The following is a 23,301-nucleotide window of genomic DNA, read 5'->3' on the forward strand; positions in this document are numbered from 1 at the left end:
ATCATGAAAAATACATTTTCAATAATGGCAGCAGCATTATTAATTCTTTTTGGCGCATCTGTTATGTCTGCGGCAGATAAAAAAATTATCGTAAAATCTCCTGATGGCAAAACACAGGCAGAAGTAACCATAGGTAAATCTATCTATTACACTATTTCACAAGACGGAGTGCAAGTACTAGAGCCTTCTCAACTTTCTATGACTTTGTCTGATGGAACTATTTGGGGACTAGGTTCTAAAATAAAGAACATTAAAACAGCGAAAGTAAATGATGTGATCAATGCTCATTTTTACAAATCTAAAACGGTAAAAGATGAATACAATATTGTAACTATAACGTTTAATGATCATTGGAGTTTAGAGTTTAGAGCTTATAATGATGGTGTTGCGTATCGTTTTGCTTCAACCAAAAAAGGAAGTTATGAAGTGGTGAGTGAGCAAGCGCAATATAAGTTTGCACACGATGTAGAAACTACAGTACCGTATGTGTATTCTCCGGGAACTATGGAGCATCAACTTTTTCAATCTTTTGAAAATCAATACACACGTTCTAAAATTTCTGATTTAGATAAAAATAGGTTAATGTTTTTGCCTTTAAGTATCGAATCTAAAAATCAAAAACGTATTACCATTACAGAAAGTGATTTAAGAAATTATCCAGGAATGTACTTAACCACAAGTATTGGTAAAAATACAATGAATGCTTTTTTTGCGCCTTTAAGAGATGATGTAGAAGAACACGCAGGGTATAATAATCTTCAGGTAATTGTAAAAAGTAGACATCCTTTTATTGCGAAAGTAAATGCACCACGTAGTTTTCCTTGGAGAGCGGCAATTGTAACAAGAAATGATGTGGAATTGGCAAATACAACGATGTCTTACAAATTAGCTGCTAAAAATGTAATTGGTGATACAAGTTGGATTAAACCAGGAAAAGTTGCTTGGGATTGGTGGAATAACTGGAATTTAGAAGGTGTAGATTTTAAAGCGGGTATTGATAATAGAACGTATAAATATTATATCGATTTTGCTTCAAAAAATGGCATTGAATATGTAATTTTAGATGAAGGTTGGTCGGTTAATAAAGTATACGATTTAATGCAGGTTGTTCCTGAAATTGATATCAAAGAACTAGTTGAATATGGAAAAGAACGTAATGTAGATATTATTCTTTGGGCTGGTTATTATGCTTTTGACAAAGATATGGAAGAGGTTTGTAAGCATTATAGTGAAATGGGCGTAAAAGGTTTTAAGGTCGATTTTATGAATGGTGATGATCAGGAATTGGTGTATTTTAACGAGCGTTCTGCGAAAATGTGTGCAAAATATAAATTAATTGTAGATCTTCATGGAACTTATAAACCAGCAGGTTTACAACGTACCTATCCAAATATTTTAAATTTTGAAGGAGTGCATGGTTTAGAGCAAATGAAATGGCAACCAAAAGAATGTGATCAAGTTACCTATGATGTTACGTTTCCGTTTATCAGAATGATTTCTGGACCTGTAGATTATACGCAAGGTGCTATGAATAATGCAGTAAAGGCTTTAAATACTATTACCAATGAAGTAGAAACTCAATATGCTCCTAACTTCTCAAAACCAATGAGTCAAGGTACACGTACGCATCAATTTGCAGAGTATGTAATATTCTTTTCTCCTTTAAACATGCTTTGTGATACCCCAACGAATTATGAAAAAAATCCGGTTAGTACAGAATTTATTGCTTCTATTCCAACTACGTGGGATGAAACTATTACTGTTGATGGAAAAATAGGAGAGTACATTATTACGGCTCGTAGAAAAGGAAATGACTGGTATATTGGTGGTTTAAATAACTGGGATGCTCGTGAAATAACAATCAATATAAAAGAAATTACAGGGAAATCTGGAAGTGCTACTGTGCTTAAAGATGGGCCGAATGCAGATATGAATGGAGTTGATTTTGTGAAAAAAACAGAGAATATAAAAGATACGTTTACAGTGCGTATGGCTCCAGGAGGAGGTTTTGTAGTGAAAATATAATAAGTTAATTTTTTTTTAGTCCCCCCGATAGTTGTAAAATCTATACTTGTTGTAATTCTATACAGGTATAGATTTTTCTATGAATAAGACATTGTAATTTTTAAACAATTATATTTGTTGTAATTAAGGTTTGTTTATGAATAAAAAGGTAACATTTAAGGAAGTTGCAGAATTAGCAGGGGTTTCCACTCAAACAGTCTCTAGAGTTACTAATGGAGGAAAAGGAGTGAATTTAGATACCTTAAAAAAGGTTCAGGAAGCAATTGATCAATTAGGGTATGTACCAAATAAAGGAGCGCAACTTTTGGTGCGTAAAAAAGCAAAAATTTTTGGGATCATAACACTAGAAATGACCATGGAAGGTGCTTCTAGTATTGTCAATGGAATTCGCTTAGAAAGTGAAAAGGCAGGCTATGCGGTATCTATTGCTGTTTCAAATTCTGAAGAGAAAAACTTAGAAAAAGCCATACGAGAGTTAAAATCTCAACAAGTGGACGTTGTGTTTGTAAATTTACCCGTACAAAAAGATTTGGCGGAAAACTTAGTAGCGAAACATGAGCATTTACCTTTTTTGTTTATTGATGTTTCTCCTGAAGCAAACGTGAGTCAGGTTGCTGCAGATCATTACAAAGGCGCTGCGTTAATTGCAGAGTTAATGTTGAAACAAGGAAGAAAAAGATTTGCGCTTTTAAATGGACCCGCTCATTCGCACGCTGCAAATTTAAGAAAACAAGCTTGGTTAGATGTTTTACAAGCCTCTGAGGTAGAAATTGTAACTGTAGAAACAGGAGATTGGAGTGCTAAAAGTGGGTATGATGAAGCCACAAAAGTACTCTTGCAGCCTCAAGAAATAGATACTTTATTAGTAGGGAATGATCAAATGGCATTGGGTGCTTTAAGGGCTTGTGCAGAGCAAAAATATGCCGTACCAGAGCAAATAGCAGTAACGGGTTTTGATGATACTATAAATAGTGCGTATTACAATCCGCCGTTAACAACCGTTCATCAAAATTTTTTAGAAATAGGGAAACAAGCTGTAAAGCAAATTTTGATACAATTAAAAAATGAAAGTAATATTTCTAAAATGGTAATTCCAGTTCAGTTAATAGAAAGACAAAGTACGATGCCTGTAAAAGAAAATTTAAATTCTGTAAAAGAAATTAAAGATTTACTTCAAAAAATACAAACACTTTTACCAAATAGTTAGTTTTTTATCAATATGTATATTGTCTATGCTCTAGTGATTATAGATTCTTAGTAAGGTGAGGTGTATAAAAAAGTTTATGACAGGTTTAGTTCTTTTTCTACGTAATTTTTATGACATCAATTTAGTTGCTGTAAAAACTGTTATTAAAGCTTAAAAAGGGCTCTCTCTATTGCATGAAAACCTAAATGTAACACTACAGCTTCAATTTCTTTAATAGCTACTAATTTTGTTGTATGCACAGTAAACTCTTTTGGAAATTTTTGTGCATCAATAAGTACATCTTTAATTCCGTCTACAAGCAATAAATCATTTTTTATTCTTTGTAAATCGTAATTATCTACTACGTTTGTTTCGAATACTTTTCCGTGATTTCCAGGAATCACATTGTTTGATAGAAGGCTCATATCTCGTGATTTTAGTTCATAATAAATTGCCGTGTTCTTTAATTGAGGTTAAAGAAATAGCACTAAGCTAAGTTACTAATTTTAAGGTAAAAATCAAAGAAAATAAGTCTATATTTTTAGATAAAAAGAGTTGTTTGAAGCTTAATCGGTTAAGGAATTTTCGGGTATTTTAGATTCCAAATTTTCAAAATCATATAAGTTTTTATCTAGAAGGTGAGAAGGAAATACGTTTTGCAAAGCATTCATCATAATAGCATTTCTATTTGGGAATTCAGTTTCCCAATCGGCTATCATTTGTTTTACATTTTGGCGTTGTAAATTCTCTTGAGATCCACATAAGTTACAAGGAATAATAGGGAAGTCCATAAAGTTCGCATATTCTTCTATGTCACTTTCTTTACAAAAAGCCAATGGTCTTAAAACAACAATGTCACCAGCGTCATTTTTAAATTTAGGAGGCATGGTTTCCATTTTTCCTGCAAAAAAGAAGTTTAAGAAAAAGGTTTCTATAATGTCATTTCTATGATGTCCTAAAGCCAATTTATTACAACCTAAGTCTTTGGCAGCTTCATATAAAGTTCCTCTTCGCAAACGAGAACACAAACTACAAGTTGTTTTACCTTCGGGTGTTTTATCCATTACAATCTTATAGGTGTTTTTTTCTATAATTTTATAATCAACCTTTAGATTACTTAAATAAGTAGGTAATACTTCCTCTGGAAAACCTGGTTGTTTCTGGTCTAAATTAACTGCTACAATATCAAAAGAAATAGGCGCTACTTTCTGAAAATACAATAACATATTCAGCATGGCATAACTATCTTTTCCGCCAGAAAGACAAACCATAATTTTATCTCCTTCAGCAATCATTGTAAATTGTTGAATAGCTTCTGCAACTGCACGCTGTAATTTTTTTGTAACCTGTTTAATGTTTTCCATGGCTGCAAAAATAGGTGTTTGTATGTAAAAGTTAAAAAGGAATTATAAATTAAAAGGAATATAAATTTTAAACAAATATTTAAAAATTGATAAATATTTTATTTTCATGATTTTTTTATCAGATTATTTGTGTAATTAGAAATAAAATTTTGATATTTGCATAGAAATAAACAAGACATGACTTTTATTCAAAACCATCATCATCATTTTTACAATTGCAGTCAAGCGATTTAAAAGTGTATTGAATAAAATCAAGATATTTATAAACCCGTTTGAGCAAATCAAACGGGTTTTTTAATTTTAAACCGTATTTGCTCAGGCATCAAACAAAAACAAAAATGAGTAATTTAAGAATTGCAGTACAAAAATCAGGAAGATTAAATGAAGATTCAATGAGAATCTTAAAAGACATTGGTATTTCTATAGACAATGGTAAAGATCAATTAAAAGCAGCTGCAAGAAATTTTCCTGTTGAGGTTTTCTATTTAAGAAACGGAGATATTCCTCAATATTTAAAAGATGGAGTAGTAGATGCAGCCATTATTGGGGAGAATGTTTTAATAGAAAAAGGAGCAGATATTGAGTTTGTAGAACGTTTAGGTTTTTCTAAATGTAAGGTTTCTATTGCAGTACCTAAAGATTCTGATGCAAATTCGTTAAAAGATTTAGACGGAAAAAGAATTGCAACTTCGTATCCAGAAACAGTAAAGAAATTTTTAAAAGAAAAAAATATTAAAGCAGACATACACGTTATTAATGGTTCTGTAGAAATTGCCCCAAATATTGGATTGGCAGACGGAATTTGTGATATTGTTTCTAGTGGAAGTACTCTATTTAAAAATGGATTAAAAGAGGTTGAGGTTTTATTAAAATCAGAAGCTGTTTTGGCGGTTTCTTCTAAAATATCAGTAGAAAGAAGAGCTATTTTAGAGAAAATTCAATTTAGAATTCAGTCAGTTTTAAAAGGACAAAATTCTAAATATGTGTTGTTAAATGCACCTAATGATAAATTAGAAAATATTTTAAAATTATTACCAGGTATGAGAAGTCCTACCGTTTTGCCATTGGCAGAAAAAGGTTGGAGTTCTGTGCACACTGTAATTAGCAAAAACGAATTTTGGGAAATAATAGATGAGTTAAAAGCCAACGGAGCAGAAGGTATTTTAGTGTGCCCTATAGAGAAAATGGTGCTTTAATTTAGCCTTTTATCCTGCAAGGTTTTCAGAACCTTATAGGTATATAATTTTTATTTGGGCGTTTTAACGGGCTTTTCGCACTCGCTTTTTTTCTGAAAAAGAAAAAAGAGCTCAAACAAATGCTACAATCCCTAACGCAAATTGCAAGTTTGTAAACATACTGCAAGGTTTAAAGTACTTTGTAAGTATAAATTAAAAAGTAAAATACCTACAAGGTTTTAGAAACCTTGCAGGAGAAATTAAAATCATGAATACAATAATAAATCCATCAAAAAAAGATTGGTCTCAAATTTTAGAGAGACCAACAAAAACAGTTGATGATATTGAAGGAGTCGTAAATGAGGTTTTTGCAGATATCAAAGCAAATGGAGATGCTGCAATTCATAAATACACTGCAAAGTTTGATGGTGTTTCTTTAGAAAATAATATTGTTTCTCTTAATGAAATAGAAGAAGCAATTTCATTAGTTTCTAACGAATTAAAAGACGCAATTATTCTTGCAAAAGAAAATATTACCAAGTTTCATACAGCACAAAAAACGGAAAAAGTTTTTGTAGAAACGGCAAACGGAGTACAATGTTGGCAAGAAAAAAGACCAATTCAAAAAGTTGGTTTGTATATTCCTGGCGGAACAGCACCTTTGTTTTCTACAGTTTTAATGTTGGCTATACCTGCTCAAATTGCAGGTTGTAAAGAAATTGTGTTATGTTCTCCTCCAAATAAAGAAGGAAAAATTCATCCAGCAATTTTGTTTGCTGCAAATCTTTGTGGAGTTACAAAAATTATAAAAGTTGGTGGAATTCAGGCAATTGCAGGGTATACATTTGGTACAGAAACAGTGCCGAAAGTGTACAAAATATTCGGACCAGGAAATCAGTTTGTAACAGTTGCTAAACAATTGTCTACCAAACACGGTGTTGCTATTGATATGCCAGCAGGTCCAAGTGAATTATTAGTAGTTGCAGATGATTCTGCAAATGCTAGTTACGTAGCTTCAGATTTATTAAGTCAGGCAGAACACGGTGCAGATAGTCAGGTAATTTTGGTGTCAACATCAAAAGAACTAATAAAAGAAGTTTCTTTAGAAATAGAAAAACAACTTTTAGACCTATCTAGAAAAGAAATTGCTCAAAAAGCAATTGATAATTCGAAGTCTATTTTTGTGGAAAATGATGAAATTGCGCTAGAGTTGATAAACGAATATGGCCCAGAGCACTTTATTGTATGTACAAATAATAACGATTTTTATATAGATAATATAGAAAATGCAGGTTCTGTTTTTATTGGTAATTATACGCCAGAAAGTGCAGGAGATTATGCATCTGGAACCAATCATACATTACCTACAAACGGATTTTCAAAATCATATTCTGGTGTAAATTTAGATAGTTTTACTAAAAGTATTACGTTTCAGAAAATATCTAAAGAAGGGATACAAACTATTGGTAAATCAATAGAATTAATGGCAGCTGCAGAAGGATTGGATGCGCATAAAAATGCAGTTTCAATTCGCTTAAAGGATTTAAATTAGGTTAAACCTGTGAGGTTTAGAAAAGAACACGTATGAAAACAAACTTTAACATCAACAACTTAGTTAGAGAAAACATTAAATCTCTAAAACCATATTCCTCTGCAAGAGATGAGTATAAAGATGCCAATACTACCGAAATGATTTTCTTAGACGCTAATGAAAATCCTTTCGAAAATGGTGTCAATAGGTATCCAGATCCACAACAAAATAAAGTAAAAGATTTGTTGTCAGAAATTAAAGGAATCGATAAAGAAAATATTCTTTTAGGAAATGGAAGTGATGAGGTTTTAGATCTAATTTATAGAGCATTCTGCGAACCTAATAAAGACAATGTAATTACATTGCCTCCTACTTATGGTATGTATGCTGTGTTGGCAAACATTAATGCCATTGAAAATAGAACGGTGTTGTTAAGTGATGGTGATTTTCAACCAAAAGTGAGTCAGATTTTAAAGGAAGCCGATGCAAATAGTAAAATTTTGTTTTTGTGTTCTCCAAACAATCCTACGGGAAATAGCTTTTCTGTTGAATCTGTTAGAGAATTGCTAACTAAGTTTAATGGTTTAGTGGTTATAGATGAAGCGTATATCGATTTTTCTGAGCAAAAAAGCTGGTTAGAAAAATTGGCACAATTTCCTAATTTAATCATTACACAAACTTTATCTAAAGCCTTTGGTTTGGCGGGAATTCGTTTAGGAGTTTGTTATGCTTCCAAAGAAATCATTAGAATTCTAAACAACATTAAGCCACCTTATAATGTAAATGAATTAACCCAACAAAGAGCAATTGTGCGATTGCAAAAAATAGACGAAGTGGAAAACGAAATTTCTCAGTTGATAAGTGAAAGAAAGCGTCTAAAAAAAGAATTGGAAGGTTGTGATAGTTATATTGAAAAGGTATATCCATCAGATGGTAATTTTTTGTTGTTAAAGGTAGATGATGCGAATAAACGTTACCAACAATTAATTGAATATGGTGTGGTAATAAGAAATAGAACAACTCAACCTTTATGTGAAAATACGTTGCGTATAAGTGTTGGGATTTGTGAAGAAAATCAAAGATTATTAAGAGCTTTAAAGGCAATAAAATAAATATAGCTGTTGGTTATTCGCTTTTAGCATTTTGCTAAAAACTTAAACCCAAAAGCGAAAAGCTACAATATGAAAAAAGTATTATTTATAGACAGAGACGGAACTTTAGTATTAGAACCGCCTGTAGATTATCAATTAGATAGTTTAGAAAAGTTAGAGTTTTATCCGAAGGTTTTTCGTTACATGGCAAGAATTGCCGAAGAATTAGATTACGAATTGGTGATGGTAACCAATCAAGATGGATTGGGTACAGACTCTTTTCCAGAAGATACTTTTTGGCCAGCACAAAATAAAGTTCTATCTGCTTTTGAAAAAGAAGGTGTTGTTTTTTCTGATGTTTGTATCGATAAAACGTTTCCACATGAAAATGCAGAAACACGCAAGCCAAGAACAGGTTTGTTAACCAAGTATTTTTCTGAGGAATATGATTTGGCAAACTCTTTTGTTTTAGGTGATCGAATTACCGACATGGAATTGGCTAAGAATTTAGGAGCAAAAGGAATCTTTTTATCTGAAGATCCAGAATTAGGTGCAGACGAAATTGAAACTTCTAAACAAAAAATTTTAGATTGTATCGCTTTAACTTCCACAGATTGGAAAACCATTTATGAGTTTTTAAAATTAGAAGATAGAGTATCCGAAATTACTAGAAATACCAATGAAACTAAGATTTACATCAAACTAAATTTAGACGGTTCTGGTAAAAATGATATTTCTACAGGAGTTAAGTTTTTCGACCACATGTTAGATCAAATTGGTCGTCATGGTGCTATGGATTTAACAGTAAAAGTGGATGGAGATTTAGAGGTTGATGAGCATCACACTATAGAAGATACCATGATTGCTTTGGGTGAGTTGTTCAACAAAGCATTAGGAAATAAATTAGGTATTGAGCGTTACGGATTCTGTTTGCCAATGGACGATTGTTTAGCGCAAGCAGCTGTTGACTTCGGTGGAAGACCTTGGTTGGTTTGGGAAGCTGATTTTAAACGTGAAATGATTGGAGATATGCCAACAGAAATGTTTTTACATTTGTTTAAATCGTTTACAGACGGTGCAAGATGTAACTTAAATATTAAGGCAGAAGGAGCAAACGAGCATCATAAAATAGAAGGAATTTTTAAAGCTTTTGCAAAAGCAATGAAAATGGCGGTTAAAAGAGACGCAAACAAAATGTTTTTACCATCAACAAAGGGTGTGTTATAAAATTGCTTTTAGCTGTTAGCCATTTGCTAATAGCCAAAAGCCAAAAGCTAAAGAATGAAATTAGTCATTATAGATTACGGAGCAGGAAACATAAAAAGTATTCAGTTTGCGTTTAAACGTTTAGGGGTAGATGCTGTTTTGTCAAATAATATTGAGGAAATAAGAGCTGCGGATAAAGTGATTTTCCCTGGAGTTGGAGAAGCAAGTTCTGCTATGAAAATGTTGCAAGAAAGCGGATTGGACAAAGTGATTCCTACTTTAACACAACCTGTTTTAGGGATTTGTTTAGGAATGCAATTAATGTGCAGATCTTCGTCTGAAGGAGATACAAAAGGATTGGGTATTTTTGATGTAGATGTAAAGAAGTTTTCTAAAGCAGTAAAAGTTCCGCAAATGGGGTGGAATGTTGTTTATGATTTAAAATCTGATTTATTTAAAGGCATTAAAGAAAAAGAATTTATGTACTTAGTGCATAGTTTTTATGCAGAAAATTGTGATGAAGCGATTGCAACAACCGATTATGAATTTGAATATGCATCTGCATTGCAAAAAGATAATTTTTACGGTACACAATTTCACCCAGAAAAGAGTGGTGTAGAAGGAAGTAAGATTTTACAAAACTTCTTAAATTTATAAAATAGAATTAATATGGCAAGAAAACTAATAAGCTCAGGTTCTCCTTTTGAGGATGTAATGGGCTATTCAAGAGCAGTAGTAGAAGGAGATTGGGTTTTTGTATCTGGAACAACCGGTTTTAATTATGAAAATATGACCATTGCAGATGATGTTGTCAATCAAACTGAGCAATGTTTTAAAAATATTAAGGCTGTTTTAGAACAAGCAGGTTCTAGTTTAGATAAAATAGTACGAATTACTTATATTTTACCAAAAGCGTCTGATTTTGAATTAACATTACCAGTTTTAAAAAAATATATGGGAAATGTAAAACCAGCAGCTACCGTTTTTTCTGCAGCTTTAATTGATGAAAAAATGAAAATTGAAATTCAAGTTACTGCTTTAAATAAATAAAAAAAAGTCTTTCGCTTTTAGCTTTTAGCTATTAGCCAAAAGGTAAAAGCCAAAAAAATGAGAATAATACCAGCAATAGATATTATAGACGGAAAATGTGTTCGTTTAACAAAAGGAGATTATAACACAAAGAAAATTTATAACGAAAATCCGTTAGAAGTTGCCAAAGAATTTGAAGCTGCAGGTATCGAATATTTACATGTGGTAGATTTAGATGGTGCAAAAGCAAGTGAAATTATCAACTATAAAGTATTAGAGCAAATTGCTTCTAAAACGAATTTGAAAATTGATTTTGGTGGTGGTTTAAAATCTGATAAAGATTTAGAAATTGCTTTTAATTCTGGAGCAAATCAAATTACAGGTGGAAGTATTGCTGTTAAAAATGCAAAAATTTTTGAAAGTTGGATTGAAAAATATGGTTCAGAAAAAATTATTTTAGGTGCCGATTTTTATCCTGATACATCAGGAGGAAAAATTGCTACCAATGGTTGGCAAGAAGAGAGTTCTTTAGAATTGATTCCTTTTATTGCTGATTATCAACAAAAAGGAATTCAGTATATTATTTGTACAGATATTTCTAAAGACGGAATGTTACAAGGACCTAGTTTCGATATCTATCAACAGATTTTATCCGAAGTAAAAGACGTAAAACTAATTGCTTCTGGTGGAATTTCAACTTTTGATGAATTGCCTAAATTGGCAGAAAATGGTTGTGAAGGTGTTATTATTGGAAAAGCAATTTATGAGAATAAAATCAGCTTAAAACAGTTGGAGCAATTTATATTAAAAAAATAGCAATTAGCTTTCAGCAGTTTGCTATTTGCGAACAGCCAAAAGCCAAGAGCCAAAAGCTATAAAAAATGTTAACAAAAAGAATAATACCTTGCTTAGATATTAAAAACGGAAGAACTGTAAAAGGTGTTAATTTCGTGAATTTAATAGATGCAGGAGATCCTGTAGTTTTAGCAAAACAATATGCAGATTTAGGTGCAGACGAATTGGTTTTTTTAGATATTTCTGCAACATTAGAAGGTAGAAAAACCATGATAGAAATGGTGCATCAAGTGGCGGAACAAGTAAATATTCCGTTTACAGTTGGTGGTGGAATTTCGTCTGTAGAAAATGTAAATGAGTTGTTAAAATGGGGAGCAGATAAGGTTTCTATCAATTCATCTGCTGTAAAAAGACCAGAATTGGTTAATGAATTGGCAGAAAAATTCGGGAGTCAGTGTGTGGTGGTTGCTATTGATGCCAAACAAATTGACGGAGAATGGTTTGTGCATTTGGCAGGAGGAACCATACCAACAGATATTAAATTATTTGAATGGGCAAAAGAAGTAGAAAATCGTGGCGCAGGAGAAATTTTGTTTACGTCTATGAATCATGATGGTACAAAAGCAGGTTTTGCAAACGAAGCTTTGGCACATTTATCAGAAATATTAAACATACCTATTATTGCTTCTGGAGGAGCAGGAACAATTCAGCATTTTGCAGATACGTTTAAAGAAGGAAAAGCAGATGCTGCATTAGCTGCAAGTGTTTTTCATTTTGGAGAAATCCCTATTTTAGAGTTAAAAAAGGAGTTGAAAAAGCAAAATATACCAGTTAGAATATAAAATGTAAAGAATGTCATTCGGAAGAAGAAGGAATCTAAATCTCTGAGAAAGCTCATTTTGAAATGACAATATAGTATAAAAATAAAATTATGAATATCGATTTTAGTAAAAACAACGACGGATTAGTACCCGCAATCATTCAAGATGCAACCACAAAAAATGTGTTGATGTTAGGGTATATGAATGAAGAAGCGTTTGCAAAAACGCAAGAAACAAAATTAGTTACTTTCTTTTCTAGAACTAAAAATAGACTTTGGACAAAAGGTGAAGAAAGCGGAAATGTATTGAATTTAGTAGATGTAAAACTAGATTGCGACAATGATACTTTGTTGGTTTCTGTAAATCCGAATGGGCCAACATGTCATAAAGGAACAGATACTTGTTGGGGAGAAGAAAACAAATCTAATTATGGTTTCTTTTCTACTTTAGAAGACGTTATTACAGAAAGAGTAGCTAATAAAGACACTAAAAAATCTTATGTAGCAAGTTTATTCGCTAAAGGAATTAACAAAGTTGCTCAGAAAGTAGGAGAGGAAGCAGTGGAGACTGTTATTGAGGCAATGGACAATAACGATGAATTATTTATCTATGAGTCAGCAGATTTAATGTTCCATTATTTAATGTTGTTACAAGCAAAAGGGTTTACGTTAAAAGATATTGAAAAAGAATTAATAGGAAGACATAAATAACGCTTTTTGAAAGATTTATGGTACAGATGTGAAAACTATAGTTTTTCCATAATAAGGATTTTCTCCTGCTGTAAAAACCATTCTAGTTTCACTAAGTTCTGTTAAACCAAGAATAGTAAGTTCAGTTCTAAAATTTTCATCAAGACTTTCTCCTTTAGAAATATTGATGAAAATTTCACCTATATCTTCGTAGAAATTATAAGTTAAACGCCCGTCTTGTTCTGTAGGATTATCGTAGTAACAAGAATTATTACCAAGCGTTACCTGAGCTTCGTTTTTATCGTAGAAAAAAGTATACGTATCATCGGTATAACAGTCGTTAAATTCGCTGAGTAAATCATTTTCATAGGTTTTGTAAAAAGCCTCAACTTTCCATGTTTTAGAACCGTTTCCATGAATTTTTTGTAAATCATCTACGGTATATCTAACATCTATTTCTTTGTCGTCTTTGCTGCAATTGTATAATAATAAACTGGTAAGAATTAAAAGTAATAAATAGATGTGTTTCATAGTGTAGGTTTTTTTGTTTAAAATTATAAGAAGCAATTAGTATGCCAAATGATTTATTTTTATTGAAATAAGAAAAGTATTATTGTTTAACTATTTATCAAATTTAAAGTGACTAAATAAATATCTTGCTTGGTCATTTTTGCTTTTAACCATGCAAAGAAACTCATCATAAAAATATCTTCTTTCTCGTTGTTTATCCAACTAAAAGAAGTTGCTACTTTCTCTTTAAATTCGGTTGTGATAGCAATCTCTGGATTTTTATAGTAGATTTCTACTAACTTTAAATAAGTAATTACCCTTTCTTGATTAATTTCTGACAGATTCGTAAAATAGTTTCTTTTAAAGCTTTTTAACCTAGAATCTACCAAGTCTATATTTCCTAAATCTATTTGTAATAAAATTTCAATTAAGTTTTTTTTGATGGTCCAAATAATACCTGCTTTTTCAATATACCATTTATCGGTATGGTAAAATTTAGACACTAATTTTTGAGCTTTTTCTAAGGATTTATGCTGGTAATAAAAAACGATTAATGAAAGAGAGAAGTCTAATTGAGCAACAAGATCTGTGTTTTTTTTATCGATATAAGGTTCTAATAAAGCAATAGCTTGTTCTTGTTTATTTGTGTAATTTAAGTTTAGAGCATGCAGTAAATCATATTTCAGAATAAAATCACTATAATATTTTTTCTTTTCAGCATTCATATAGAAAAGCATCAGTTTTAAGTATTCTTGAGATTTATTAAACTTCTTATTTCTAAAAAGTACGTTCGCAATTAAATACAAAACCTCTAAGTGATAATTAAGTTGCTTGTCTTTGGATGTATGATTTTGAATAATTTGATAGGTTTCAATAACGAATTCTTCAATATTATAATAATCGAATTTTTGAGCAGAAGATATGCTGGTTATCTGAATAATTTGATACAAGGACTTGAACGATAAAGTATCTGAAATTGTAATATTTTGTTCTTTTAAAATAAAGGATATCAATTCTTTAATATCAATATTAGACTTGTTTTTGTGATAATTGGCTAATGATGTCCTAATTTTAGCATAGGCAATATTTAGTTGATCTTCTAAAATAAGTCGATTTTGGTTCTCTTTAAAAGTACTAATTAATTGATCTAAATTTAAGTTTGGGTTTAAATGAGCATATTGAATTTTAGTATGATAAACTTCATTTAAAATTGCAAATAATTGATACTCATTTGCAATTATGATGGTTTTGTCTAAAATTTGATACCCAACTTTTATTTGTTCTTTCTTTAGGAAGTGTCTGGCAGAAAGAATGTTTTTTATTAAAAGAATATCTATAGAATTTTCTTCTTTCATACTTGTGTTTGCTGTAAAATCTATAAGAGATTGAAACAAACGTTTTCTAAGTGCGTGTAAAGCTACTTTATTCTGTTTACCGTATAATTTATCAGAAATTTCAGCAGAAGATGCATTGTCTTCTAGTAAAAGTGTAACCAATTGGCCGTTTTTAGCATCTTTTCTTTTGTTCTTTTTATGGAGAAAAGAAAGAAATTCTTGTTGTTGTTCCTTTGTAAAAGTACTTAATACTTCTTTTAAATTTATCATTATATCGTCAGTAAATGTCTTGTAAATATAGTTAAATAATAGAATATAAATAATTTTTTATATTTTATATCGTCAGTAATTGTTTAAAATTGAATTCTCAGAACTTTAAAAGAGTCGCAAATTTGTATCATAATTATTAAACTAAATATTATGAATTATCAAACAACATCTTCTATTAATGAAGAAACTAAAAAAGTAAGTAAAAAGAATAAAGTAAAGAATGAGTTAAATCCAAAACCAACTTCTGCTTATATTGGCGCTTCGTGGGGAGTTTTAATGATTGGTCTGGTTTCTTACTGTATCGGTTTATGGAATGCTTCTATGGAATTGAATGAAAAAGGGTATTATTTTTCTATTCTTTTAATGGGTATTTATGCCGTAATTTCTTTGCAAAAAGCGGTAAGAGACAAAGCAGAAGAGATTAAAGTAAGTGAAATGTATTACGGAATAAGTTGGGTGGTAGTTATAGCGGCCATTCTTTTGTTAATTATAGGGCTTAGAAATGCAGATTTGCTTTTAAGTGAAAAAGGTTTCTACGGAATTTCATTCCTATTAAGTTTATTTGGAGCCATTACAGTACAAAAGAATACGAGAGATATCGATTTTATCAACAACAAAACAGAAGAAGAGAAAAGTTAGTTTAGTAATGGTTTTAGAGAGCCAAAACCTCACAAGTTTCGACTTGTGGGGTTTAAAATTAGTATTTTTAATAAAAATTAAAATGAAATGGATTCAAAATTTATAAAAGAACTTCCAGAATTGATACAGAATGGAGTTATTTCTAAAGAAATAGCATCAAAAATTGAAAACTATTACAATTCAAGATCAGCTTCAAAATCCTCTTCAAACAACTTATTCACCATTTTTGGTGTTTTGGGGAGTTTATTAATAGGGTTAGGAATTATATTAATATTAGCCCACAATTGGGATGATTTTTCTAAAACGGTAAAATCTATTTTAGCTTTTTCACCACTTGTAGTTGGTCAGTTTATTGTAGGATATTCAATACTAAAAGAAAAATCTAAAACATGGTTAGAATCTTCTGGAGTGTTTTTGTTTTTTGCAGTAGGTTCTAGTATTTCGCTAATTAGTCAAATTTATAACATTCCAGGTAATTTAAGTTCCTTTTTACTTTCTTGGATATTGTTGTGTTTGCCCTTAATTTATTTATTAAAATCTAAAGGAGTTTTATTATTAACCTTAATTTTTGCAACGGTCTATGCTTGCAGTTTAGGGTATAGCTTTTCTAGTGAAACTAAAGTGCCATGGTTTTATATATTGCTATTTGTTTTATTGCTGCCACAATATTTTTACCATTTAAAAAACAATTTAACTACTAATTTTACAGCTATTTTAAATTGGTTGTTTCCTTTAAGTTTAATTATTGTTTTTGGAGCTTTCTTAAATACTGTTTACCGATTAGATGTAATTTTATACTCATTTTTATTAGGTTTTATTTACAATGTAGGACAATTAAAAAGCTTTAGAAGTTTACGTGTTTCTAAGAATGGATTTTTAGTAATTGGTTCTTTAGGTTTAGTAATAACAATGCTTATGGTTAGTTTTGAAAGTTTTTGGAACATAGATTTTGAAATTTCATTTTTAGGTAATAAGGAACTGTTAATTGGGGGCTTTTTAATGTTAAGTACACTTTATATGTTGATAAAAAACAACTCATTTTCAAAATTTAATTTTAATAATATTTTTCAATTCATTCCTTTTTTAATGATTTTATTTTATGCCACTCAGTCATTAGATACTAGAATTACCGTTGCTTTGGTTAATATTACAGTGCTGGCATTAGGAGTTAGTATTGTAAAAAAAGGTGTGGATAAAGCTAGTTTTGTTATTCTAAATTATGGTTTACTAATTATTACTGCATTAATTACTTGTCGTTTTTTAGATACAGAAATGACATTTATAATTAGAGGTTTATTGTTTATAATTGTTGGGGCAGGTTTTTTTGTAACCAATTATTTAATGCTAAAGAAACAAAGTAAAACGCTAAAAAAATAAAAAATGAAATCAAAAAAAATAATATTTATACTTTTTTTATTGGTGGTTCTTATGCAATTAGCGGTACCAACAAAAATGATGTATGATCAAGAAGAAACTTTAAAAGCAGGGAAGTTTTATAAGTTTATAACACAGCCAATAGATCCTAATGATCCATTTAGGGGTAAGTTTATTAGAATGAATTATGAGATAAATTCGTTTAAAACAGAGGATTCTATTTGGAAAAGAAAACAAGAAGTTTATGTTTATTTTAAGGACAGTATTGGTTTTGCCAAATTAAAAACCGTTAGTAAGGTAAAACTATCGATACCGAACGATTATGTAATTGCTAAAACAAATTGGTATAATAAAAGAAGAAAGGTTGTTAGTTTTAATTTACCTTTTGATCGTTTTTATATGGAAGAATTTAAAGCGAAACCTGCTGAAGATTTAGTGAGAATGAATAGGAGAGATACGGTAAAAGAGAATACAACTTATGGGATGGTTTATATACATAATGGGAATTTTGTTCTTAAAGATGTTTTTATAAATGATATTTCTATAAAAGATTTGGTAGGTTCAGAGAAAGCAGAGTAGATTTTTTATAAAACACTTTATAAGTAAGAACTTATAAGGTGTTTTCGTTTTTACTAAAATTAAATTTTGTTCTAGTGTGATATTCTAATTTTTTGCTTCCTATTTTTTTAGTTTGTTTAAGATGAGTACCATAAACTTCGGAATTTAAACCATCAATTTTAATTTTATTTTGCAGTGTTTAACGGCTAATAGATTTGCTTAATTAATTATTGGTGCTGATTGTATTTAAAAATTTAGTAACATGATAAAAACAATTAGAACTATTCATTTAAAATGACTTTAGGTTTTAAATATCAATTATCTTTGTTGGCTTAAATTAGCTTTAATCGAAAAGAATTCCTCGAGGCTCTGCCTCGAGGTTTCCATTGAAACTGTCATTCCCGCGAAGGCGGGAATCTAAAATACAGATTTTTTGGTTTTTGATTCTAAAATCAAAATGAAACCAGCGAAATATCTCTATGGCTCTGCCTCGAGGATCGTTGGTTTCAAAAATAATATTTATTTGAAAAAGTCAAAATTATTAATCGTTTTAGCATTTATCTCCATTTATGTAATTTGGGGATCTACTTATTTGTTTAATAAAGTAGCTGTTACAGAGCTTCCTCCATTTTTTTTAGCTTCAGTTCGTTTTTTAACAGCAGGAGCATTAATGATGTTTTTTGCAGTTCTTTTAAAGCATAATTTATCCATTTCTAGAAAGCAACTTTTAAATGCGGGTATTGCATCTTTTTTCTTTTTAGTTTATGGAAACGGTGTTTTTGTTTGGGCTTTAAAATATGTAGATAGTAGCTATGGTGCTTTATTAGCATCTACGCAACCTTTATTTGTACTGTTTTTATTACGATTGATTGATAGAAAACCATTTCAAAAGAAATCGATGATTGGTGTTGGTTTGGGTGTTTTTGGAATGTATTTATTAGTGAGTCAGCAAGAATTAAGAACTTCTGAAGGAAGTTTGCTTGGAACTTTTATGATTTTAACTTGTGTGTTAAGTTGGAGTTATGGTAGTGTTTTTGTTTCTAAAGCAAATTTGCCAAAAAGTTTTATGGTAAGTACAGGCTATCAAATGTTAGTGGCAGGTACTATTTTAATGTTTATGAGTTTAAGTTTTAATGAAACATGGAGCTCTCCTCTAAGTTGGAGTACAGATGTTCAGGTTTCTATGCTAATGCTTATTGTTTTTGGTGGAGTTATTGCTTTTACAGCCTTTAATTATTTGCTAAAAGAAGTAGCTACAGAAAAAGTATCAACTTCTGCTTATGTAAATCCTGTAATAGCGTTATTTATGGGGTGGTTTTTTTTAGATGAACACCTAACAACGCAGTCTGTAATTGCTTCGGCTATTTTATTAACAGGTGTTTATTTTATCACGTCAAGAAAAAGAAAGTAGTGTAAATTAAATGATGAATTCTAATAAATATTCTTTTATCAATCCTAAAAAGTGGCCATTTTTCTACGGATATGTGGTTTTAATTTTTGGTAGTATAGGTATATTATTCAGCATACCTGGTCAAACTGTGGGCGTTTCTGTTTTTACAGATCCTGTTAAAGATGCCTTAGGTTTAACTAGAAATCAATTTAGCAATGCGTATTTAATTGGTACTTTGCTAAGTGCTTTTTTTGTAACAAAAGCAGGACGATTATTTGATAAATTCGGAGCACGTTATGTTGCTTTTTTTGCAGCATCCTTTTTAGCAATCTCGTTAATTATTTTTTCATATTCAGAAGGGATTAGTGATACTCTTAAACTTTTTTTGAATATAAAATCTTGGGTAATTCCTTTTGTATTGCTAAGTTTCTTATTTTTTCTAGTACGTTTTTGCGGACAAGGAGTGCTTACTATGGCTTCTAGAAATATGGTAATGATGTGGTTTGATAAAAATCGAGGTAAAGTAAATTCTATAAGTAGTATTGCTGTTTCTTTAGGTTTTTCGAGTTCTCCAATTTTGTTTAATTATTTAATTGATGAAAACGGATGGGAGGTAAGTTGGCAAATTTTAGCAGTTAGCTTATTTATTTTTAGTTTTTTAATACTTCAGTTTTATAGAAATAAACCAGAAGACTTTGGTTTAATTCCGGATGGTTTTCTTTCTAAAAAGAAAAGTAAAAAAAAGAAAGTTGAAATTCTAGAAGTTAATTTTACGTTGGAGGAAGCAAAGCAAACAAGAGCTTTCTGGATGTTTGGTTTGTCTTTAGCTTTTTTTAGCTTTTTTAGTACAGGTTTTACGTTTCATGTAATTTCAATTTTTAAAACACAAGGTTATAATAAAACCGATGCAATTGCAGTCTTTTTACCAATTTCAATCATAGCTATTTCTGTTTCTACATTAGCTAATATTCTAAGTGATTATATTGAACATAAAATTTATCTTTTTATCATGATTTTTAGCGGAATTATAGCTGCTGTTGGTCTTTTATTATTAGATGACTCCATAGGAATCTATTTGTTAATTATAGGTTTAGGTGTTTGTAGTGGGCTTTTTGCAGTTGTGAATGCTGTAACTTGGCCTCGTTATTTTGGAAGAAAGTATTTAGGAGCTATAACAGGTAAAATAATGAGTTTTTTGGTTATAGCAAGTGCATTGGCCCCTAGTTTCTTTAGCTATTGTTTTACTGCTTTGGGAAGCTACAGTTATGTAAGTTACATTTTAATCCCTTTTTTAGGTTTTTTATTTATAGGTTCTTTAACTTTAAAAAAGCCACATAAAATAGCAGATAAATAAAGATTAGTTTTGGAAGTAAAAAGAGCTATAAAATACATGTTGATAAGCACCTTAGCTTTTGCCTGCATGAATTCTACTGTAAAATATTTAAAAGGTATTCATACTTTTGAAATTGTTTTTTTTAGGTCTTTAGGATCGCTTTGTTTTACGATTGTTTTTTTATTAAAATATAAAATACCAATGATTGGTAAAAATAATAAATTACTAATTTTAAGAGCGATAGCAGGTACCACTTCAATGAGTCTTTTTTTTATGTCTATAAAGTATTTATCTATTGGTACTGCCGTTTCTATAAGGTATATTGCTCCAGTTTTTTCAGCTATTTTTGCGGTGTTTTTGTTGAAGGAAAAAATTAAACCTTTACAATGGTTCTTTTTTGTAATTTCACTTGTAGGTGTTTTTGTGTTAAAAGGATTTGATCATCAATTAAATACAACGGGTTTAATTTTGGTTTTACTAGCTTCGGTACTTAGTGGGTTGGTATATGTACTTATCAGTAAAATAGGGAAGAGTGAGCATCCACTTGTAGTTGTATATTATTTTATGATGTTTGCCACTGTTTTAGGAGGCTTGCTTTCTATAAATAATTGGATAACCCCTAAAGGAATTGAATGGTTGTTTTTATTGCTTTTAGGTGTTTTTGGTTATATAGGACAGGTATTTATGACCAAAGCTTTTCAGACAGCTTCTACAAATATAGTGGCACCAATTAAATATTTTGAGGTTATTTATACAGCTACCTTTGGCGTTTTCTTATTTGGAGAAATTTATACTTTTTACAGTTTTTTAGGAATCGCCTTAATTATTGGTGGTTTAATTTTAAACATTTGGTACAAGTCTAAAATTGATAATTCATATAAAGACTCTAAAAAATAGCATTCGTTTTTAAATAGTTATTTATATCTTTCAGCTTAAAAATAAATCATTGCAAACAGAACTCATTTTATATATAATTCTTGCCTTGTTACTGAGTATTTTAGTAGCCTATTTTCAGTATTTTTTTAAGAATAAAAAGAAGCCAAAAATTAATCTCCTATTATTTTTTTTGAAGGCGGTTAGTCTTTTTTTATTGCTTTTATTATTGATAAACCCTACGATAAAGAAAACGAAAAATCAAAATACAAAGCCTGTGTTAGCTGTTCTTGTTGATAATTCTAAATCTATCCCCTTTTTTAAGGAAACGAAGAGTATGACAACGTTTTTAGCAGAAATTAAAAATGATAAAAGCATTAACGAGAAATTTGATGTTAATAGTTTTAGTTTTGGGGGTGATGTAAAGTCTTTAGATTCACTTTCTTTTATAGAGAACGAAACCAATGTATCTAAAGGGATAACAGCTGTAAATGAATTATATGAGGATAAAATTGCACCAATAATCTTATTATCAGACGGAAACCAAACGATTGGTAATGATTATGAGTTTATCAATTCGAAACAAAAAATATATCCTATTGTTTTTGGTGATACTGTTCAGTATAAAGATTTAAAAATAAGTCAGTTAAATGTTAATAAATACAGTTATATAAAAAATAAATTCCCCATTGAGGTATTGTTGAATTACGAAGGAAAAGAAGATGTTACTTCACAATTTTCAATATATAAAAACGGAAAAACCATTTTTACTAAAAAAATACAATTTTCAACAAAAGAAAACTCTAAAACGATTGCTGCGAATTTAACTTCAAACAAAGAGGGATTGCAATATTACACCGCATCAATTAGAAAGATAGAGGGGGAGAAAAACACAAAGAATAATACCAAAAATTTCTCTGTAGAAGTAATCGATGAACAAACAAAAGTACTTGTTTTAACATCTGTTTTACATCCTGATTTAGGAGTTTTGAAAAAATCAATAGAAAGTAATAAACAACGTTCTGTAGATGTTTTTTTAGTTGATGACTTTAAAAGTAAAATAATTGATTATCAATTAATTATATTGAATCAACCAAATAATAAGTTTAATAAAATTATAAATGAAATTAAAACCAATAATAGCAATTGTTTTTTAATTTCTGGGGTAAATACAGATTGGAGTTTTATCAATAAACAACAATTAGGTTTTTCAAAAAAAACGATCAATCAAACAGAAAATTATGGTGCATTTTTTAATGATTCTTTTTTAACGTTTTTACAAAAAGATATTGGCTTTAATCAATTTCCTCCGCTTAAAGATCAATTTGGAGAGGTTGCAATTTCTAGAGAGCATCAAACATTATTATATCAAAATATAAACGGATTAGAAACTAAACAACCTTTATTGGCAACTTTAGAAGAGAACAATCATAAATTTGGGGTGTTATTCGGAGAAGGTTTATGGAAATGGAGAGCAGCTAGTTTTTTAAACTCAAGTTCCTTTCAAGATTTTGATGCATTTATAGGAAATATAGTGCAATATTTAGCATCCAATAAAAAGAGAAATCGATTAGAGGTAAATGCAGAATCTTTATATCCTGCTAATTCAACTATTGATATATCAGCATTTTATACGGATAAAAATTATTTATTTGATGCAAGGGCTGCGTTAGAAATTACAATAACTAATAAGGAAACTAAAAAGGTCATAAAAAGACCTTTTTCATTGATGCATAATTCTTATCAAACAGAAATTGAAAATCTTGCTTCTGGGAATTATAGTTATAAAGTTACTGTTATTGGTCAGAATATTAATAAATACGGTCAATTTAAAATTACAGAAACTCAAATAGAAGAACAATTTACCAATGCAAATTCTAAGAAACTCTTAAAGTTAGCAGATAAAACAAACGGAAAATTATTTTTTAAAAATGAAGTAGCTCAATTAAAATTGGCCCTTTTAGAGGATAAAACATTTTATACAACTCAGAAATCTATTGTTAAAGAACAAAATTTAATAGATTGGAAATGGATTTTATTCATTGTAATTGGTTTATTTACGGTAGAATGGTTTGTTAGAAAATATTATGGAAAAATTTAAAACTAAA

At 30.1% G+C, this 23,301-nt stretch carries 22 protein-coding genes; 18 read left to right on the top strand and 4 right to left on the bottom strand.

The features are described 5' to 3' along the window. The first annotated feature begins 3 nt into the window (after positions 1–3). Positions 4–2,025: a retaining alpha-galactosidase gene (locus MPF19_RS10220; RefSeq protein ID WP_249988160.1), complete on the top strand. Its 2,022-nt coding sequence runs from the start codon at positions 4–6 to the stop codon at positions 2,023–2,025. Positions 2,026–2,161: 136 nt separating this feature from the next. Then, positions 2,162–3,232 (top strand): LacI family DNA-binding transcriptional regulator, encoded by a 1,071-nt coding sequence (locus MPF19_RS10225; protein ID WP_249988161.1) that lies wholly within the window; start codon positions 2,162–2,164, stop codon positions 3,230–3,232. A gap of 143 nt (positions 3,233–3,375) precedes the next feature. Here the strand turns inward: MPF19_RS10225 and MPF19_RS10230 are convergent, their stop codons facing one another. Continuing rightward, entirely contained in the window at positions 3,376–3,636 is a 261-nt protein-coding gene (locus tag MPF19_RS10230; RefSeq protein ID WP_249988162.1) for a heavy-metal-associated domain-containing protein, read from the bottom strand. A gap of 141 nt (positions 3,637–3,777) precedes the next feature. Beyond that, complete coding sequence (gene ttcA / locus MPF19_RS10235; RefSeq protein WP_249988163.1) at positions 3,778–4,575, bottom strand: tRNA 2-thiocytidine(32) synthetase TtcA; 798 nt, start codon at positions 4,573–4,575, stop codon at positions 3,778–3,780. 338 nt (positions 4,576–4,913) lie between these two features. On the opposite strand from ttcA, the gene hisG reads away from it, so the two are divergent. From hisG to hisIE, 9 genes are all read left to right on the top strand, one after another. Further along, a complete protein-coding gene (hisG, locus tag MPF19_RS10240) occupies positions 4,914–5,771 on the top strand; it encodes an ATP phosphoribosyltransferase (protein WP_249988164.1) in 858 nt (285 codons plus the stop codon). A gap of 247 nt (positions 5,772–6,018) precedes the next feature. Then, the gene (hisD, locus tag MPF19_RS10245; protein WP_249988165.1) at positions 6,019–7,302 is read left to right on the top strand and encodes a histidinol dehydrogenase; all 1,284 of its coding nucleotides are present in this window, start codon (positions 6,019–6,021) and stop codon (positions 7,300–7,302) included. Positions 7,303–7,334: 32 nt separating this feature from the next. Then, positions 7,335–8,393 carry a histidinol-phosphate transaminase gene (gene hisC, locus MPF19_RS10250; RefSeq protein ID WP_249988166.1) on the top strand — a complete coding sequence of 353 codons (1,059 nt, stop codon included), beginning with the start codon at positions 7,335–7,337 and terminating at the stop codon, positions 8,391–8,393. A gap of 69 nt (positions 8,394–8,462) precedes the next feature. Further along, positions 8,463–9,599 carry a bifunctional histidinol-phosphatase/imidazoleglycerol-phosphate dehydratase HisB gene (gene hisB / locus MPF19_RS10255; protein WP_203392294.1) on the top strand — a complete coding sequence of 379 codons (1,137 nt, stop codon included), beginning with the start codon at positions 8,463–8,465 and terminating at the stop codon, positions 9,597–9,599. A gap of 54 nt (positions 9,600–9,653) precedes the next feature. Beyond that, on the top strand, positions 9,654–10,235 hold the full coding sequence (hisH, locus tag MPF19_RS10260; protein WP_249988167.1) for an imidazole glycerol phosphate synthase subunit HisH: 582 nt from the start codon (positions 9,654–9,656) through the stop codon (positions 10,233–10,235). 12 nt (positions 10,236–10,247) lie between these two features. Then, the gene (locus MPF19_RS10265) at positions 10,248–10,628 is read left to right on the top strand and encodes a RidA family protein (RefSeq protein ID WP_249988168.1); all 381 of its coding nucleotides are present in this window, start codon (positions 10,248–10,250) and stop codon (positions 10,626–10,628) included. Positions 10,629–10,685: 57 nt separating this feature from the next. Further along, positions 10,686–11,423, top strand: coding sequence for a 1-(5-phosphoribosyl)-5-[(5-phosphoribosylamino)methylideneamino]imidazole-4-carboxamide isomerase (hisA, locus tag MPF19_RS10270; protein WP_249988169.1), 738 nt, complete (start codon positions 10,686–10,688; stop codon positions 11,421–11,423). A gap of 65 nt (positions 11,424–11,488) precedes the next feature. After that, the gene (hisF, locus tag MPF19_RS10275) at positions 11,489–12,244 is read left to right on the top strand and encodes an imidazole glycerol phosphate synthase subunit HisF (protein WP_203392298.1); all 756 of its coding nucleotides are present in this window, start codon (positions 11,489–11,491) and stop codon (positions 12,242–12,244) included. An 89-nt stretch (positions 12,245–12,333) separates the two neighbouring features. After that, complete coding sequence (gene hisIE, locus MPF19_RS10280; protein WP_249988170.1) at positions 12,334–12,933, top strand: bifunctional phosphoribosyl-AMP cyclohydrolase/phosphoribosyl-ATP diphosphatase HisIE; 600 nt, start codon at positions 12,334–12,336, stop codon at positions 12,931–12,933. Between the two features lie 15 nt (positions 12,934–12,948). On the opposite strand, the gene MPF19_RS10285 is transcribed toward hisIE, so the two are convergent. Both MPF19_RS10285 and MPF19_RS10290 read right to left on the bottom strand, forming a co-directional pair. Further along, positions 12,949–13,443, bottom strand: a complete 495-nt coding sequence (locus MPF19_RS10285) for a hypothetical protein (protein ID WP_249988171.1) — start codon at positions 13,441–13,443, stop codon at positions 12,949–12,951. 86 nt (positions 13,444–13,529) lie between these two features. Further along, a complete protein-coding gene (locus tag MPF19_RS10290; protein ID WP_249988172.1) occupies positions 13,530–15,026 on the bottom strand; it encodes a hypothetical protein in 1,497 nt (498 codons plus the stop codon). A gap of 150 nt (positions 15,027–15,176) precedes the next feature. Between MPF19_RS10290 and yiaA the strand changes: the two genes are divergently transcribed. From yiaA to MPF19_RS10325, 7 genes are all read left to right on the top strand, one after another. After that, positions 15,177–15,665 carry an inner membrane protein YiaA gene (gene yiaA / locus MPF19_RS10295; RefSeq protein ID WP_203392302.1) on the top strand — a complete coding sequence of 163 codons (489 nt, stop codon included), beginning with the start codon at positions 15,177–15,179 and terminating at the stop codon, positions 15,663–15,665. 87 nt (positions 15,666–15,752) lie between these two features. Beyond that, positions 15,753–17,042, top strand: coding sequence for a DUF2157 domain-containing protein (locus tag MPF19_RS10300; RefSeq protein WP_249988173.1), 1,290 nt, complete (start codon positions 15,753–15,755; stop codon positions 17,040–17,042). A 3-nt stretch (positions 17,043–17,045) separates the two neighbouring features. Beyond that, positions 17,046–17,618, top strand: coding sequence for a GDYXXLXY domain-containing protein (locus tag MPF19_RS10305; RefSeq protein WP_203392304.1), 573 nt, complete (start codon positions 17,046–17,048; stop codon positions 17,616–17,618). A 502-nt stretch (positions 17,619–18,120) separates the two neighbouring features. Continuing rightward, positions 18,121–19,008, top strand: coding sequence for an EamA family transporter (locus MPF19_RS10310; protein ID WP_284041463.1), 888 nt, complete (start codon positions 18,121–18,123; stop codon positions 19,006–19,008). A gap of 13 nt (positions 19,009–19,021) precedes the next feature. Beyond that, complete coding sequence (locus MPF19_RS10315) at positions 19,022–20,341, top strand: MFS transporter (RefSeq protein ID WP_249988174.1); 1,320 nt, start codon at positions 19,022–19,024, stop codon at positions 20,339–20,341. Positions 20,342–20,350: 9 nt separating this feature from the next. Continuing rightward, positions 20,351–21,217: a DMT family transporter gene (locus tag MPF19_RS10320; RefSeq protein ID WP_249988175.1), complete on the top strand. Its 867-nt coding sequence runs from the start codon at positions 20,351–20,353 to the stop codon at positions 21,215–21,217. 253 nt (positions 21,218–21,470) lie between these two features. Beyond that, positions 21,471–23,294, top strand: a complete 1,824-nt coding sequence (locus MPF19_RS10325) for a VWA domain-containing protein (RefSeq protein ID WP_249988176.1) — start codon at positions 21,471–21,473, stop codon at positions 23,292–23,294. Positions 23,295–23,301 lie beyond the last annotated feature (7 nt).

It is taken from the genome of Polaribacter sp. Z014 (assembly GCF_023555435.1).
In the GTDB taxonomy this organism is placed as follows: Bacteria; Bacteroidota; Bacteroidia; order Flavobacteriales; family Flavobacteriaceae; genus Polaribacter.